Origin of the sequence: Micromonospora purpureochromogenes, assembly GCF_900091515.1 — a bacterium.
Lineage (GTDB): Bacteria > Actinomycetota > Actinomycetes > Mycobacteriales > Micromonosporaceae > Micromonospora > Micromonospora purpureochromogenes.
The window spans coordinates 1,161,670-1,175,832 of the sequence record NZ_LT607410.1; the positions used below are offsets into that span (position 1 = coordinate 1,161,670).

Annotated in this window: 18 protein-coding genes; 13 read left to right on the forward strand and 5 right to left on the reverse strand. The window is 73.7% G+C overall.

Annotated features, from left to right (window positions below; all coding sequences use genetic code 11):
• Positions 1–131: 131 nt before the first annotated feature.
• The 6 genes from GA0074696_RS05390 to GA0074696_RS05410 all read left to right on the forward strand — a co-directional run bounded on the left by GA0074696_RS05390 (position 132) and on the right by GA0074696_RS05410 (position 4,597).
• Positions 132–1,178, forward strand: a complete 1,047-nt coding sequence (locus tag GA0074696_RS05390; protein ID WP_088960074.1) for a hypothetical protein — start codon at positions 132–134, stop codon at positions 1,176–1,178.
• 106 nt (positions 1,179–1,284) lie between these two features.
• Positions 1,285–2,073 (forward strand): LmeA family phospholipid-binding protein, encoded by a 789-nt coding sequence (locus GA0074696_RS05395; protein WP_088960075.1) that lies wholly within the window; start codon positions 1,285–1,287, stop codon positions 2,071–2,073.
• A 106-nt stretch (positions 2,074–2,179) separates the two neighbouring features.
• On the forward strand, positions 2,180–2,257 hold the full coding sequence (locus GA0074696_RS32400) for an Ms5788A family Cys-rich leader peptide (protein WP_323135737.1): 78 nt from the start codon (positions 2,180–2,182) through the stop codon (positions 2,255–2,257).
• Positions 2,258–2,461: 204 nt separating this feature from the next.
• On the forward strand, positions 2,462–3,310 hold the full coding sequence (locus GA0074696_RS05400; protein ID WP_088960076.1) for a sulfurtransferase: 849 nt from the start codon (positions 2,462–2,464) through the stop codon (positions 3,308–3,310).
• A gap of 1 nt (position 3,311) precedes the next feature.
• The gene (locus GA0074696_RS05405) at positions 3,312–3,632 is read left to right on the forward strand and encodes a DUF1416 domain-containing protein (RefSeq protein WP_088960077.1); all 321 of its coding nucleotides are present in this window, start codon (positions 3,312–3,314) and stop codon (positions 3,630–3,632) included.
• Between the two features lie 122 nt (positions 3,633–3,754).
• On the forward strand, positions 3,755–4,597 hold the full coding sequence (locus tag GA0074696_RS05410; protein WP_088960078.1) for a hypothetical protein: 843 nt from the start codon (positions 3,755–3,757) through the stop codon (positions 4,595–4,597).
• Between the two features lie 95 nt (positions 4,598–4,692).
• On the opposite strand, the gene GA0074696_RS05415 is transcribed toward GA0074696_RS05410, so the two are convergent.
• The 3 genes from GA0074696_RS05415 to GA0074696_RS05425 all read right to left on the reverse strand — a co-directional run bounded on the left by GA0074696_RS05415 (position 4,693) and on the right by GA0074696_RS05425 (position 7,581).
• Positions 4,693–6,747 carry an amylo-alpha-1,6-glucosidase gene (locus GA0074696_RS05415; RefSeq protein ID WP_088960079.1) on the reverse strand — a complete coding sequence of 685 codons (2,055 nt, stop codon included), beginning with the start codon at positions 6,745–6,747 and terminating at the stop codon, positions 4,693–4,695.
• Entirely contained in the window at positions 6,747–7,127 is a 381-nt protein-coding gene (locus GA0074696_RS05420; RefSeq protein ID WP_088960080.1) for an SCP2 sterol-binding domain-containing protein, read from the reverse strand. The genes GA0074696_RS05415 and GA0074696_RS05420 overlap by 1 nt, the downstream gene beginning before the upstream one ends.
• Positions 7,128–7,206: 79 nt before the next feature.
• Positions 7,207–7,581 (reverse strand): DsrE family protein, encoded by a 375-nt coding sequence (locus tag GA0074696_RS05425; RefSeq protein ID WP_088960081.1) that lies wholly within the window; start codon positions 7,579–7,581, stop codon positions 7,207–7,209.
• Between the two features lie 12 nt (positions 7,582–7,593).
• Here GA0074696_RS05425 and mtfM point away from each other — a divergent pair, with 12 nt between their 5' ends.
• Both mtfM and GA0074696_RS05430 read left to right on the forward strand, forming a co-directional pair.
• Positions 7,594–7,698, forward strand: a complete 105-nt coding sequence (gene mtfM, locus GA0074696_RS32200) for a small membrane protein MtfM (protein WP_046570768.1) — start codon at positions 7,594–7,596, stop codon at positions 7,696–7,698.
• Positions 7,695–8,297: an FABP family protein gene (locus GA0074696_RS05430; protein WP_088960082.1), complete on the forward strand. Its 603-nt coding sequence runs from the start codon at positions 7,695–7,697 to the stop codon at positions 8,295–8,297. Before mtfM ends, GA0074696_RS05430 begins: the two co-directional genes overlap by 4 nt.
• A gap of 74 nt (positions 8,298–8,371) precedes the next feature.
• Here the strand turns inward: GA0074696_RS05430 and GA0074696_RS05435 are convergent, their stop codons facing one another.
• A complete protein-coding gene (locus tag GA0074696_RS05435) occupies positions 8,372–9,220 on the reverse strand; it encodes an aminotransferase class IV (RefSeq protein WP_088960083.1) in 849 nt (282 codons plus the stop codon).
• A 54-nt stretch (positions 9,221–9,274) separates the two neighbouring features.
• Positions 9,275–9,724 carry a winged helix DNA-binding protein gene (locus GA0074696_RS05440; protein ID WP_088960084.1) on the reverse strand — a complete coding sequence of 150 codons (450 nt, stop codon included), beginning with the start codon at positions 9,722–9,724 and terminating at the stop codon, positions 9,275–9,277.
• Between the two features lie 125 nt (positions 9,725–9,849).
• Between GA0074696_RS05440 and GA0074696_RS05445 the strand changes: the two genes are divergently transcribed.
• The 5 genes from GA0074696_RS05445 to GA0074696_RS05465 all read left to right on the forward strand — a co-directional run bounded on the left by GA0074696_RS05445 (position 9,850) and on the right by GA0074696_RS05465 (position 14,061).
• Positions 9,850–10,509 carry a TetR family transcriptional regulator gene (locus tag GA0074696_RS05445; RefSeq protein ID WP_088960085.1) on the forward strand — a complete coding sequence of 220 codons (660 nt, stop codon included), beginning with the start codon at positions 9,850–9,852 and terminating at the stop codon, positions 10,507–10,509.
• A gap of 31 nt (positions 10,510–10,540) precedes the next feature.
• Positions 10,541–10,945 (forward strand): Fur family transcriptional regulator, encoded by a 405-nt coding sequence (locus tag GA0074696_RS05450; RefSeq protein ID WP_088960086.1) that lies wholly within the window; start codon positions 10,541–10,543, stop codon positions 10,943–10,945.
• Positions 10,942–12,054, forward strand: a complete 1,113-nt coding sequence (gene ygfZ / locus GA0074696_RS05455; protein WP_088960087.1) for a CAF17-like 4Fe-4S cluster assembly/insertion protein YgfZ — start codon at positions 10,942–10,944, stop codon at positions 12,052–12,054. Before GA0074696_RS05450 ends, ygfZ begins: the two co-directional genes overlap by 4 nt.
• Before the next feature lie 125 nt (positions 12,055–12,179).
• A complete protein-coding gene (locus GA0074696_RS05460) occupies positions 12,180–13,007 on the forward strand; it encodes a BKACE family enzyme (protein ID WP_088960088.1) in 828 nt (275 codons plus the stop codon).
• 94 nt (positions 13,008–13,101) lie between these two features.
• Positions 13,102–14,061 carry an asparaginase gene (locus GA0074696_RS05465; protein WP_088960089.1) on the forward strand — a complete coding sequence of 320 codons (960 nt, stop codon included), beginning with the start codon at positions 13,102–13,104 and terminating at the stop codon, positions 14,059–14,061.
• The last annotated feature ends 102 nt before the right edge of the window (positions 14,062–14,163 follow it).

The window sequence follows — 14,163 nt, forward strand, 5'->3', positions numbered from 1 at the left end:
TAACCGATGGCCCAGGTGAGCCCCGCTCATCCTTTCCTGTTTGTCTGATGTGCCCATGATCGCGCCGCAGGTTTTAACGTTGCCGAAACCGTGACCTCCGCCGGAGCCACCTGGTCTGGCACGATCGGGGCGTGTTTCCCTCCAGCTCGCCCGAAGCCGGCCGTGACCCGTGGCCCGACGACCCCCGTTCGGGCCCGGCCGGCCCCGCCCGTGGCCTTCCGCCCGGCCCGCGCACCGGGCCGACCGACGACGGTGAGCCGCGGCGGGAGCGCGGGCCGCGCCGGGCCCGCAAGGGCGGCGCGCCCCGCCGGCCCGACGACGAGCCGGCGGAGCCGGAGGCGGAGGTCGTCGAGCCGGTCGACGTGCGCAAGCCGCTCTCACTGACCGTCGCGGGCTTCGCCGCGCTGCTCGGGGTGGGCCTGGTGCTCGGCGCCCAGACCGCCGGGCCGGGGCACCGGCTGCCCTTCGCCTTCATCGTCTTCGGCGTGCAGCTGCTCTTCGTCCTCGCCTGGACGATGGCCATGCGCCCGCCCGCCCTGCTGCTGGTCGCGGTGGTCAGCGCTGCCGTCGCCGGCGCGGCGGACGTCGCCGCGGTGCAGTCGGACATCGCCGCTCTCGCGCCGCTCGGCTACGTCGCGGCGGGCGGATTCCTGCTCGGCGTGCTGGGTCAGCTCGTCCGCCGGGTGGACCGGATCCGGGTCACCGACTCGCTCGGCACCACCCTGCTCATCGTGGTCGGGGTGGTCGCGTTCGCCACCCTGATCACGCTCAGCCGGATCCCGGCCGGCACCCAGGCGATCACCGTCTGCCTGGCCGCCACCGGCGTCGCGCTCACCGTCGCCCGGCTCACCGACGCCGTGCTGCCCTGGCCCCGGCTCGCCCCGCAGGTGCCGCGGGGCGCGGCCGGCGTGGTGGCCGGGGCGATGATCGGCACCCTGACCAGCGCGGTGCTCGGGAGCTACCTGGTCGGCTTCACCCCGACCAGCGCCGCGCTGATCGGCCTGGTCACCGCCGCCACCGCCGTGCTGGCCGACCTCGCCGTCGGGTACGCCGAGGCGGGCCGCCTGATGGCCGGCGAGCCGCCGACGCTGTGGATCGCCCGGCACATGCAGGGTCCGCTCGGCGGGTTCGCGCTCGCCGCGCCGGCCGCGTACGCCATGTGCGTGCTGTTCCTCTGACCTACGGTTGAGCGTCACGCCGCTCGGGTACCAACGGTGCGCCGCACCGGTGGCGCGGTGGACACGGACGTCGCGGGACAGCGACGGCGACGGACGAGGAGGCGGCGTGGCAGAGGCGTACCCCGCGTACGAGGAGCGTCCCCGGCGGCGGGGGCGCAAGGTGCTGGTCACGCTGGTCGTCCTCCTGCTGCTCCTGGTCGGGCTGCTGGTCGTGGCCGACCGGGTGGCGGCCGGGGTGGCCGAGCGCGCCATCGCCGACCAGGTGAAGCAGGAGGTCGCCAAGCAGGACGCCCAGTCCGCCCCGCCCAAGGTCGACGTCGGCGGCTTCCCGTTCCTGACCCAGGTGCTCGCCGGCCGCTACGAGCGGATCTCCATCGTGCTGACCGACGTGCGGGGTTCGGTCGAGGGCAACGCGGTGAGCGTGCCCCGGTTGGACGTGGACGCCCGGAACGTGCGGGCCTCGCTGGACACCCTCCGCTCGGGCAGCGGCGACGTGGTCGCCGAGAAGGTCGACGGCACCGGCACCGTCACGTACGACAGCCTGGCCGCCCTGCTGGACCGCCCCGGTCTGAAGCTCGGCGAGCAGAACGGCAAGCTCGCCGTGACCGCCCCGGTGGACATCCTCGGGCAGAAGCTCACCGTCACCGGCACCGCCGACGTGACCGTGGCCGAGGGCAACAAGGTCGCACTGCGCTTCAACGACCTGACCGCCGAGGGGCTGCCGGCGGTGCCGCTGGCCCGGACGCTGCTGAGCAACTACGCCAAGGGCATCTCGATCGACGTGCCCCTGCCCGAGCTGCCGTTCCAGCTCAACGTCCGCAAGGTCGAGCCCCGGCCGGAGGGGCTGGTGGTGACCGCCGACGCGGCGAACGTACCGATCAACTCGGCCCGCTGACCGGGCAACCGCACGACGGCCCGGCCGCCCGGCCGGGCCGTCGTCGTGTCCCGCATGCTGGTCGGGCCGGTGGCGCTCTCCGGGACGGCTGCTAGGCTCCCTGCTCATGGGGACGCACCTCACCAAACGGCGCGCGGTCGACCTGTGCCGCGTGGCCACCTGCCTGTGTCGCTCCGTCATCTGACGGCGGGGCTGTCTCCGGCCGCCTAGCGGCCAACCGGCTTCAGGGTCTCTCCACCCTCCGGTGCTCTTCCCACCCGCACGCCCGGCAGCGGCGCCGTCGCACGAACCCGTGATCCGTTCCTCTATGGGTCCCGCGCGTGGTGCGACAATCACCGATTTCGATCCCGCGCTGGCTCACCATCCATCCTCACCAGGGAGTGATTCGATGAGTCGCGACACCGCACTCGTCTCGGCCGAGTGGGCCGAGAAGAACATCGACGCCCCGGGCGTCGTCTTCGTCGAGGTCGACGAGGACACCTCGGCGTACGACACCGGCCACATCGCCGGCGCGATCAAGCTGGACTGGCGGACCGACCTGCAGGACCCGGTCCGTCGGGACTTCGTCAACAAGACCCAGTTCGAGGCGCTGCTCTCCGAGCGGGGCATCGCCAACGACGACACCGTGATCCTCTACGGCGGCAACAACAACTGGTTCGCCGCGTACGCCTACTGGTACTTCAAGCTCTACGGCCACCGCGACGTCAAGCTGCTCGACGGCGGCCGCAAGAAGTGGGAGCTGGACGCCCGCCCGCTGGTCGCCGACCCGGTGACCCGCCCCCGGACCCAGTACGTCGCGCAGGAGCCGGACGCCTCGATCCGCGCCTTCCGCGACGAGGTGGTCGACGCCATCGGCACCAAGAACCTGGTCGACGTGCGCAGCCCCGACGAGTACGCCGGCCGGCTGCTCGCCCCCGCCCACCTGCCGCAGGAGCAGGCGCAGCGGGCCGGCCACGTGCCCACCGCGATCAGCGTGCCGTGGTCGAAGGCGGCCAACGAGGACGGGACCTTCAAGTCCGACGACGAGCTGCGCCGGATCTACGCCGACGCCGGGCTGGACGACGGCAAGGAGACCATCGCCTACTGCCGGATCGGTGAGCGCTCCTCGCACACCTGGTTCGTGCTCCAGGAGCTGCTCGGCCACCGCAACGTGAAGAACTACGACGGATCCTGGACCGAGTACGGCTCGCTGGTCGGCGTGCCGGTGGCGCTCGGCGACGAGCCCGGGGAGGCCTGAGATGACTGCACCCACCGCCGCAGGTTGCGCCGCTCCGGACCAGGCCGCGCCGCTGCCGGCCAGCCTGGACCTGGAGAAGGAAACCGTCATCACCGGTGTGGTCCGCTCCGACGCGGGCGAGATCGTGCCGGGCGCGTACGTCCGGCTGCTCGACTCGACCGGTGAGTTCACCGCCGAGGTGGTCACCTCCCCGGCCGGGCAGTTCCGGTTCTTCGCCGCGCCGGGCAGCTGGACCCTGCGGGCGCTGTCCCGGCACGGCAACGGCGACACCGCCGTGACCGCCGGACGGGGCATCAACGAGGTCTCCGTGACCGTCGCCTGACCCACGCTCTGATCGGCCCGGGGCCGGTCACCCCACCCGGGGTGACCGGCCCCGGCCGTCCGCCCGGCTGCCCGTCGCAGGGGGCGGCCGGCCCGACGGCGGGCGCGTGACACGATGGGCGGGTGAGCGGTGCTGTCCAGGCGGGGTGGGCCCCGCCGAGTGGTCCTGGCGAGCCGGCGCCCACCCGAGGGTGGCCGCGCTGGCTGCTGGCGGTGACCGTGCTCTGGGCGGTGCTGCTGGGGGCGCTGACCTGGTGGTCCGTGCGGCACGACCCGCCGACCGTGCGCGAGCAGCGCACCCTCGCCGAGGCCGGACCGGTGGCCGACCGGGCGGTCGGCCGCCTCGTCGCCGCCACCGGTGACGGAGCCTGGCAGTTGGCCGCGCCGCGGCTCGACCGGGGCTGTCGGGTCACCCCGATGGACGACGGCGCGTCGCTGGCCCGGGACCTGGACGTGGTGGTGGCCGAGGGCGGGGAACGGGCGCTGCTGGAGGCGGTCGCCGGACGGCTCCCGGCGGACTGGCGCGCCGGCGTCCACCTCGGCTCCGACGGTCCGCGGCTGCGGGCCGACGCCGGTGACTTCGTCGCGGTGCACGGCCGGGTGGTTACCCCCGGCCGGGTCCGGCTGACCGTGGACACCGGCTGCCGCCCGGACGACGTGGCATACGCGACACTCCTTCCCGGCTACGCCGGCGAGCCGGCCCTGGACGAGGCGCTGCGCGCGCTCGGTCGCCCGGCGGGCACCCGGGAACAGGTCGTCGCGCCCTGCCCCGGCGGCGGGGTCGCCCGGACCGCCTGGGTCGCCGCCGGTGCCGCACCGGCGTCGCTGGCGGGGTTGAAGCCGCTGGCCGCCGGCCGCGCGGTGGTCGACACCCCCGAGGTGTACGCCTACCGGCGCGGCACGGCCCTCGTCCTGGCCGACGCGACCGGCGAGCAGGTCCGGGTCTCCGCCTCCACCGGCTGCTGATCCCGCTCGGCGCCCGGCGCGGTCAGCGCTGCTGATCCCCGCGACGCCCGCGCGGCCAGCGCTGCTGTTCCACCTCGGCGCCGGCGCCGGCGCGGTCAGCGGTGGTGCCGCTTGTCATGCGGGGTGCGGCTGCGGCCGAGGGCGTCCACCAGGCCCCACCGGCCGGGGATGTCGAGCAACTCCACCCGGCCCATGCCCTCCGGCACCGCCGGATCGATGATCAGGTGATCGCCCTGCGGCTCCAGCCCGAGCATCACCCGCAGCAGCAGCAGGGGCGTCCCGGCCGACCAGGCCTGCGGACTGCACGCCGTGGGGTACTGCACCGGGTACTCGGTGAGGCGGCGGTCGTAGCCGGCGAACGCCTCCGGGAGCCGTCCGTTGAAGTACCGGGAGGCGCTGAGCATGCCGTCGCAGATGCGTCCGGCCTCCTCCCGGAAGCCGTACCGGGCGAGGCCCCAGGCGATGAAGGCGTTGTCGAACGGCCAGACCGTCCCGACGTGGTAGCCGACCGGGTTGTACCGCCCCTGGTCGCTGGCGAGCGTGCGTACCCCCCAGCCGGAGAAGAGCAGGGGGTCGAGCAGGAGGCGAGCGATCCGCTCGGCCCGGGACTCGTCCACGATGCCGCTCCACAGCAGGTGCCCCATGTTGGAGGAGAGCGCGTCCACGTGCCGCCCCTCCGGGTCGAGGGCGAGCGCGAAGTACTCGCGCTCGGGGATCCAGAAGTCCCGGTTGAAGCGCTCCTTGAGGGCGGCGGCCTCGCGTTCCAGCCGCTCGGCGTAGGCGGGGTCGTTCCAGAACAGCCGGGCCATCCGGGCGCCGCGCAGCTTCGCGTCGTACGCGTACCCCTGGAGCTCGCAGGTGGCCCGGGGGAAGCCCGGCAGCCGGCCGTCGGAGTAGGAGATCGAGTCCCACGAGTCCTTCCAGCACTGGTTCTCCAGGCCGGTGTCCGGGTTGCGGGTGCGGTACCAGAGGTAGCCCGTGCCGAGCAGGTCGCCGTAGCTGTCGATCCAGGCCAGCGCCGCCCGGGCCGGGAACTCCAGCTTCCGCACCAGGTCGGCGTCGCCGGTCCACCGTTCGTACTCGTCGAGCAGGATCAGGAAGAGCGGGGTGGAGTCGGCGGAACCGTAGTAGGGCGAGTGCGGCTGCTCCTCGAAGCCGGCCGTCTCGCCGTAGCGCAGCTCGTGCAGGATCTTGCCCGGCTCCTCGTCCCGGAAGTCGTCCAGGCGGTGACCCTGCAACCCCGCCAGCATCGTGATGGTCGGCGGGATCAGCTCGGGCAGGAACGGCAGCACCTGGAGCGAGGTGAGGATGCTGTCCCGACCGAAGAGGGTCATGAACCAGGGCAGGCCCGCGGCGAGCAGCCGTACCCGGAGGGTGATCGATTCATAGCGCAGTGCGGCCAGGTCGTTGAGACTCTGCCGGTACGCCGTGGCCAGCGGCTCGCAGTCGCAGCCCAGTTTGGGCGCGCCGTCAACCAGTTCCTGCTGCTCCGCCAGGATGGCGGCGGGGCTGCGGCTGCCACTCAGCGGGGTGGTCGCGCGGAAGTCCTCCCCGCGGGCGCCGTAGATCAACGCCGACACGTGCAGCCGGGTGGTCCACTCGGCGTGCGGGCCGATGAGGATCATCCAGGTCATCCCGCCCGGGTCCACCTCGGCGGGGGCGGTGCTGGTGATCACGGTCTCCCGGTGGAACGCCTCCCGCCGGTAGGTGAGCTTCAGTTCGTTCTCGCCGACCGTGGCGGTGGTCCGGCCCGCCTTGGTCCGCTTGTGTTTGATCTCGAAGAGGTCGGCGAAGTCGGAACCCATCTCCAGCCGGAGCTTGAACCGCATCTCCCGCTCGGAGTGGTTGAGCACGGTGAGTTCCTCGCCCAGGCTGCCGCCGATGGCCCGGCGGCGGATCACCGACACCTTGGCGTCGAGGTAGTGCGTCGGCTCGCCGGGGACGAGGAAGTACCGGGTCCGGTGGGACTGCGAGTCGTCGATCGAGAGGGCGTGCAGCCGCTCCCCGTCGAGGGTCAGCAGCCAGGTGGAGAGGAAGCGGGTGTCGAACGAGAAGAGCCCGGTGGGGAAGTCGAACGACGGCTCGATGTCACCGCGGTGGTCGCAGACGACGAAGGTGTTGCCGTCGAGGATGCTGACCAACTGCCTCATCATCCTGACCGTCCGACCTGCTCGCGGGCGGTCTCCCGAGGATCCCGGGCGCCCGGCGGGTCGGGGAGGAACCGGCGGAAGGCGAGAATGAGCGCCGAGTTGCCCCCGAAGGTGCTCTCATTGCGCAGGACCGCGGATATGGCCTCGGCCCGGCCGGTGACCAGCCGCTCGAAGAGGTCCGCGCTGCTGCTCCAGATGGCGTCCGCGGGGCCGCGGACCCGGTTGACGATGACTTTGCCGGGGCTCATCTGGACCAGCCAGTGGTCGGTGCGGTTGTCGGTGGTGAGCTCGATCTGGATCGTCCCGGTGAACGGGGTGCGCAGCACCGCCGGGGCGCGCGCCGGCAGCGATGCGAAGAACTCCTCTATCGCCTCGTTCACATCCGAATGGTAGGCAGTCAACGGACATGTCGGGACGGTATTGGTACTCCACGCAGATCGGACATGGCATCCCGGTCGGTCAATAGACCAGTGCCTGGGCCCCCTCCGTCATCGCCTCCTCGACGAAGACGGCCGCGCCCGCTATGCGTATCCCGGGCAGCACGTCGCCGGGGCCGATGTCCCGGCGGGCGGCGCACTGGGTGCAGGCGGTGACCCGACCGGTGGTGAGGATGACGTGCAGCAGCTCCGCCAGCGGGGCGGAGTGCGGCAGCTCGAACTGCTCCGCCCGACCGGGGAGGGCGAACCAGGTTGACTCGCCGGTCAGCCAGAGCGACACCTCCACTCCGGCTGCGGCGGCGGTGGCGGCGACCGTGAAGGCCTGGGCGCACCGTTCCGGCGCGTCCGCCCCGGCGGTGGCCTTGACGACGAGAGTGCGAGCCATGACCCCCAGCATAGGATGACCATGATGGTTACCGAGATCGGGTTCGTCAGCCTGCTGGTCGCGGGCCTCGGCGCGCTCGCCGGTGGCCTGGTCTACCTTGCCGTACGCATATCGAGAGGTAAGTGGTGAGCGCGAACCCGTCGGACGAGAACCCGCTGCAGCCGCCGTGGCTGAACGCGCCGCCGGTCGAGGAGTACCCGTACGAGGAGAGCCACGACCTGCGGGTCGGCCCGAAGCTGCACCCGGCGCTCGACGCCCTGCTGCCGTACGTCGGGGTGTGGCGGGGCCGCGGCCGGGGTGGCTTCCCCACCATCGAGGACTTCGACTTCGCCCAGGAGATCCGGATCAGCCACGACGGCCGGCCGTTCCTGCTCTACGAGTCGCGGGCGTGGATCCTCGACGAGCAGAGCCGGCCGGTGCGGCCCGCCGGGCGTGAGGTCGGCTGGTGGCGTCCGGTGCTCGGCGGCGACCGGGCCACCGACGAGCTGGAGGCGCTGATGATGAGCCCCACCGGGATCATGGAGCTCTACATCGGCAAGCGCACCGGCACCCAGATCGAGTTCGCCACCGACGCGGTCGTGCGGACCTCCACCGCCAAAGAGGTCACGGCCGGTGCCCGACTCTTCGGCATCGTCGAGGGCGCGCTGCTCTACGCCCAGGAGATGGCCGGCATGGGCCACCCCCTCTCGCCGCACCTCTCCGCCCGCCTCATCCGCGTGGCCGGCTGACCCACCCGCCGGCCTGCCCACCCCGGACCCCGCGGTAATCGACAGCTCCGCCTTTCCGGAGCTTCATGATGGGGTCAGGGGACGGGGTGGGCCAGGAGGGCCTGGAGGGCCGGGGTGTGCGGAGAGGGCGGGAGGCGCGTGGCGTCGAGGCTGCGGAACTCCGCCAGGCCGCGCACCGACGAGGTGAACCAGACGCCGTCGGCCTCGACCAGCCGCCGCGGCGTGGCCATCCGCTCGGCGGCGGCGAAGCCCAGCTCCCCGGCGTGGGCGAGCAGCCAGGCGCAGGTGGCGCCGGGGAGGATGCCCGTCGCGGCGGCCGGGACGGTGCAGAGCGTGCCGCCCTCCAGCCAGACCACGTTCGCGCTCGGCCCCTCCAGCACGTACCCGTCCGTGGAGGTCCAGAGCGCGTCGTCCACGCCCTTGCGGGCGGCCCAGCGCCGCGCGGCGCTGCTCACCGCGTACGAGGTGGACTTGACGCCGGTGGGGAGCCAGCCCAGCTCCGGCCGGGCCGCCGCGGCCACGCCGAGGGGCAGGGTGGCCACGCCGACACCGTCGCGTCGGGCCCGGCGGGCGGACGGCGGGACCTCGCCCAGGGTGGCGTAGACGGTCGGCGGGCCGCCGCCCTCCGGGCCCCGGGTGCAGACCAGCCGCAGCGCGCCCTCCACCTCCGTCGGCCAGCCGGCGGTCACCCTCTCCAGCAGCTCGACCAGGGCGTCCTCGGCGGGCAGCGCCAGCTCCACGGCGGCGGCGCCGGCCCGCAGCCGGGCCAGGTGTGCCGCGCGCAGCCAGGGCCGCCCGCCCCGCAGGTGCATGGTCTCGAAGAGGCCGTCGCCGTGCAGCGCGCCGAGGTCGTCGCCGCGCAGCACCGGCTCCCCACCGGGTACGACGCCCCGGCCGAGTACGGCGACCCTGGTTGCCTCCATGACCGTCGAGCCTAGACAGTGGCCGGGGCGCCGGGTCTCGATCGCCGGCCCGGGTCAACCCCGCGCGGCGGCCAGTTCGGCGTTGGCCCGCTCGGTGACCAGGGCCAGTACGCGGGCGGTGACGGCCAGGTCGGCGGCGGGGATGTCCGCGTACACCCGGCCGGCGATGCCGGCGCTGATCTCGGCGACCCGGCGCTGCCGGGCCCGGCCGGCGTCGGTCAGGTCCACCCGGGCTTCGTCGGCGGGAAGCACCCGCACCAGGCCGGCCTCGGCCAACTCGGCGATCGTCGCCAGCGCCGCCGCCGCGCCGATCTTCAAGGTGCTGGTCATCCGGTCGACCAGCCGGGAGCGGTCGAGCGTCCCGCCGGCGTTGGCGACGGCGTTGAGGGCCAGGGCCTGCGGGAAGGACGTGCCGGTCGGGGTCAGCTCGCGTTCGAGGACCGCGCGGGTGGCGTAGTGGGCCAGGCCGACGACCTGGCCGTTGAGGGTGGGAGTGGTCGACATCGGTCGCTCCTTTGTTCGCTCCACGGCTTCGATACTCGGATCATATTGAGACGCAGTCTCAATTGGCAACAGGTTTCTAAGGGTGTCAGGTCTCTTTTCGGTCGGGATGCGGCTAGATTGCGGCCATGACCGCCGACTCCTCGACGTCCGACCGGGTCCTGCCGCTGCGGGAGCGCAAGAAGCTGCGAACCCGGCGGGCGCTCGCCGACGCCGCGCTGCGCATGTTCACCGAGCGGGGCTTCGAGGCCACCACGGTGGAGGAGCTGGTCGACGCGGTGGAGGTGTCCCGCAGCAGCTTCTTCCGGATCTTCCCGGCCAAGGAGGCCGCCGCCATCGAGGCGGAGGCGGAGCTCTGGTCGGCCTACCTGGCCGCCCTCGAGCGGCGCGCCCTGTCCGGCCTCGTGCTCACCCAGCTGAGCGGCCTGCTGGGCGAGGTGGTCACCGGGCTCGGGGCCGACTGGGCGGAGCGCTACGTCGCCACCCGGCGGCTCGTACTGACCTCGCCCGCCCTGCTGGCCTACGCCGCCCACTATCGCGCCGAGGTCGAGCAGCGGATCACCGACCGGCTGGCCGGCAAGCTCGCGCTGCCTCCCGGGGACCTCCGGCCCCAGGTCCTCGCCGAGGTCACCACCACCGCCTGGCGCCTGGCCGCCCGGGCCTGGGTGCACGGCGGCGGCCAGGGCGGGCTGCCGACCCTCGTCGAGCGGGTCGCGCACGCCTTCCGGGCCATCCCGGCGAGCCTGGAGCTTTCCGCGCCGGAACGACCCGCCGGCGCCGAACTATGATCGGACGGTGTCCGAATCCTCGCTCGCGGAAATGCTCCGCTCCCGTGGGCTGCGGCTGACGGCGCAGCGGCAGCTGGTGCTCCAGGCCGTGCTGGACCTGGGGCACGCCACGCCGGAGCAGGTGCACACGGCGGTCCGGGAGGTCGCCGCGGGCGTCAACATCACCACCATCTACCGGACCCTGGAGCTGCTGGAGCGGCTCGGGCTGGTGACCCACACCCACCTGTCGCACGGGTCGCCGACCTACCACGCGGCGGGTGAGCACCAGCACGTCCACCTGGTCTGCCGCGAGTGCGGGGCGATCGACGAGATGGATCCCGAGCTGCTCCGTCCCCTCGCCGACCAGCTCGTGGCCGAGCGCGGGTTCCGGGTCGACATCGGGCACGTGGCGCTCTTCGGCGTCTGCGGCCACTGCGAGGACGGGGAACCGAAATGATCGACATCGCGGGAGCGGTGGCCGTCGAGGCCATCGACGAGGCCAGTCGCGACCAGCCGGAGCCGGCGCACCGCGCCGCCGGGGTCCGGGGCGTCGCCGCGCACTACGGGGACCCGATGCGCGAGCAGCGGACCCTGGCCACCGGGGTCGGCCTGGTCGACCGGTCGCACCGCGGGGTGGTCGCGGTGCCCGGCGAGGAGCGGATCGGCTGGCTGCACACGCTGACCAGCCAGCACCTCAACGCGCTGAAGCCCTGGCAGGGCACCGAGCTGCTGGTGCTCAGCCCGCACGGGCACGTGGAGCAGCACGCGATGGTCGCCGACGACGGCGAGACCACCTGGCTCGACACCGAGCCGGGCGCCACCGAGGGGCTGCTGTCGTACCTGGAGAAGATGCGGTTCTTCAGCCGGGTCGAGCCGCGCGACGCCACCGCCGACCACGCGCTGCTCTCGCTGGTCGGTCCGGAGGCGGTCGCGGCCGTCGCGGCGCTCGGCGTCACCGGGCTGGGCGACCCCGACGTGGTCGCGGTGCCGGGTCCGAAGTTCCGCTCCGACGAACTGCCGTCCCGACCCACCGTCGTGTACGACGTGCGGCCGCTGCCCGTCGGCGGCTGGGCCCGCCGGGGCCCGCTCGGCGTGGACCTGCTGGTGCCCCGGCCCGCCATGGACCAGGTCGTGGCCGAGCTGCGCGGCAACGGGGTGCCGGTGGCCGGGCTGTGGGCGTACGAGGCGGTGCGGGCGGCCGCCCGGCTGCCCCGGGTGGGGGTGGACACCGACCACCGGACCATTCCCGCCGAGGTGGGTCTGATCGCCCCGGCGGTGCACCTGAACAAGGGCTGCTACCGGGGGCAGGAGACGGTGGCCCGGGTGCACAACCTGGGCAAGCCGCCCCGCCGGCTCGTACTGCTGCACCTGGACGGGGTGACCACCGACCAGCCGCCGGCCGCCGGCACGCCGGTGATCCTGGACGGCCGGCCGGTCGGCTTCGTCGGCACCGCCGTGCACCACTACGAGCTGGGGCAGGTCGCCCTCGCCGTGGTCAAGCGCAACGTCGGCGACGACGCCCGCCTGCTGGTGGGGGAGACCGCCGCGGCGATCGACCGGGAGTAAGGGTGCCGGGCCTGCGCCCGCATTGCAGGAAGTCTTCCTTCCCGCCGGGCGTGGTCCCGCCATTCTTCCGTCGTTCCCGGCTCCGGCCGTCGACCGGAGCCGGTCGGGGCGGCTAGGATCCCGGCATGAGTACAGGGACGTTGATCACGGTTGCCCCCACCGGCGCGGAGTCGGCCAAGGCGGAGGTGCCGGCGCTGCCGGTGACCCTCGACGAGCTGCTGCTGACCGCCAAGGAGTGCGAGGCGCTCGGCGCCGCCGTGATCCACGTCCACATCCGTGACGACGAGGCGCGGCCGACCCTGGACCAGGGCCGGCTGCGGGACACCGTGGCGGCGCTGCGGGAGAGCACCGACCTGATCGTGCAGGTCTCCTCCGGCGGCGCGGTGACCGACCCGGAGTCCGCCCGGCTCGCCGTGCTCGACGCCGGGCCGGACATGGCCTCCTGCACCATGGGCACGCTCAACTTCGGCGACGACGTCTTCCTCAACCGGTGGGAGTTCATCGTCGACCTGCATACCCGGATGCAGGAGCGCGGCATCGTCCCCGAGTACGAGATCTTCGACCTGGGCCACCTCACCGCCCTGCAGCGGCTGCTCGGCAAGTACGGGCTGCCGCACGGCGGCCACGTGCACGTCGACTTCGTGATGGGCGTGCCGGGCGGCATGCCGGGCACCACCCAGGCGCTGGTCGCCGCCCACCAGGCGCTGCGTGACCTGCCGGAGGGCACCACCTTCTCGGCCACCGGCATCGGGCGCAGCACCATCCCGGTGCTGCTGGCCTCGCTCTCGGCCGGCGGTCACCTGCGGGTCGGCATGGAGGACACGGTCACCTACGCGAAGGGCCAGCCGGTGGAGTCCAACATGCAGCTGGTCGCCCGGGCGGTCGGTTTCGCCCAGCTCGCCCAGCGTCCGCCGCTGACCACCGCCGAGGCCCGTACGCTGCTCGGCCTGTAAGGCCGGCCCCGCCGCCCACCCCTGTACGACCACCGCCGACGTCCCTGGTCACCCGGCTGCCGAGCCCTGCGGGGACGTCGGTACCGTCCACTCCGTGGGAAAGACGTACGAGGGCGGCGTGCCGCTCGCCGAGGTGGTCCGGTCCGGTTTCGTGGAGGGCGTGCACCGCGGCTCGGTGGTGGTGCTCGACGCCGGTGGCGCACCGGTGGCCGGGGCGGGGGACGTCACCTCGCCGATCTTCCCGCGCTCGGCGAGCAAGCCGATGCAGGCGATCGGGATGCTGCGCGCCGGCCTACCGCTGACCGACCCGGCCGACGTGGCGCTGGTCTCCGCCAGCCATGCCGGCGAGGAGTTCCACCTGGCCCGGGTGGAGGCGCTGCTGGCCCGGGCCGGGCTGGACGGCTCGGCCCTGCACTGCCCACCCGACCTGCCCGTCGGTGAGGCGGCCCGGGAGGCGGTGCTGCGCGCCGGCGGCGGGCCGACCCGGGTGCAGATGAACTGCTCCGGCAAGCACAGCGGGATGCTGCTGACCTGCGTGGCGGCCGGCTGGCCGCTGGACGGCTACTGGCGGCCGGAGCACCCCCTGCAGCAGCGGCTGACCGCCACCATCGAGGAGTTCACCGGCGAGGAGGTGGCGGCCGTCGGGGTGGACGGCTGCGGCGCGCCGGTGCTCGCCGTCTCGCTGACCGGGCTGGCCGGGGCGTACCTGCGGCTGGTCTCCGCCGAGCCGGGGTCGGTGGAGCGGACCGTGTCCGACGCGATGCGGGCGTACCCGGAGCTGGTCGGCGGGACCGGGGCCGAGGACACCCGGCTGATGCGGGGCGTACCCGGGGCGTTGGCCAAGGTGGGCGCGGAGGGCGTGATCGCCGCGGCCGTGCCCGGCGTGGGCGCGGTCGCCCTCAAGATCGATGACGGCGCCGGTCGGGCCCGGATGCCGGTGCTGGTCTCGGCGCTGCGCCGGCTCGGCGTCGACGCCCCGGTGCTGACCGAGTACGCCGAGCTGCCGCTGCTCGGCGGCGGCCTGCCGGTCGGGGTCGTGCGGGCCGCCTGGTAAAGCCGGTCCGTGCCCCGCCGCCTGACGGCGGGGTGCGCGTCGCGGCCCGGACCTTTGCTGAGGGACCCGCTGCGGCGTTCGCGCGGACCCGCCGTCCGGACA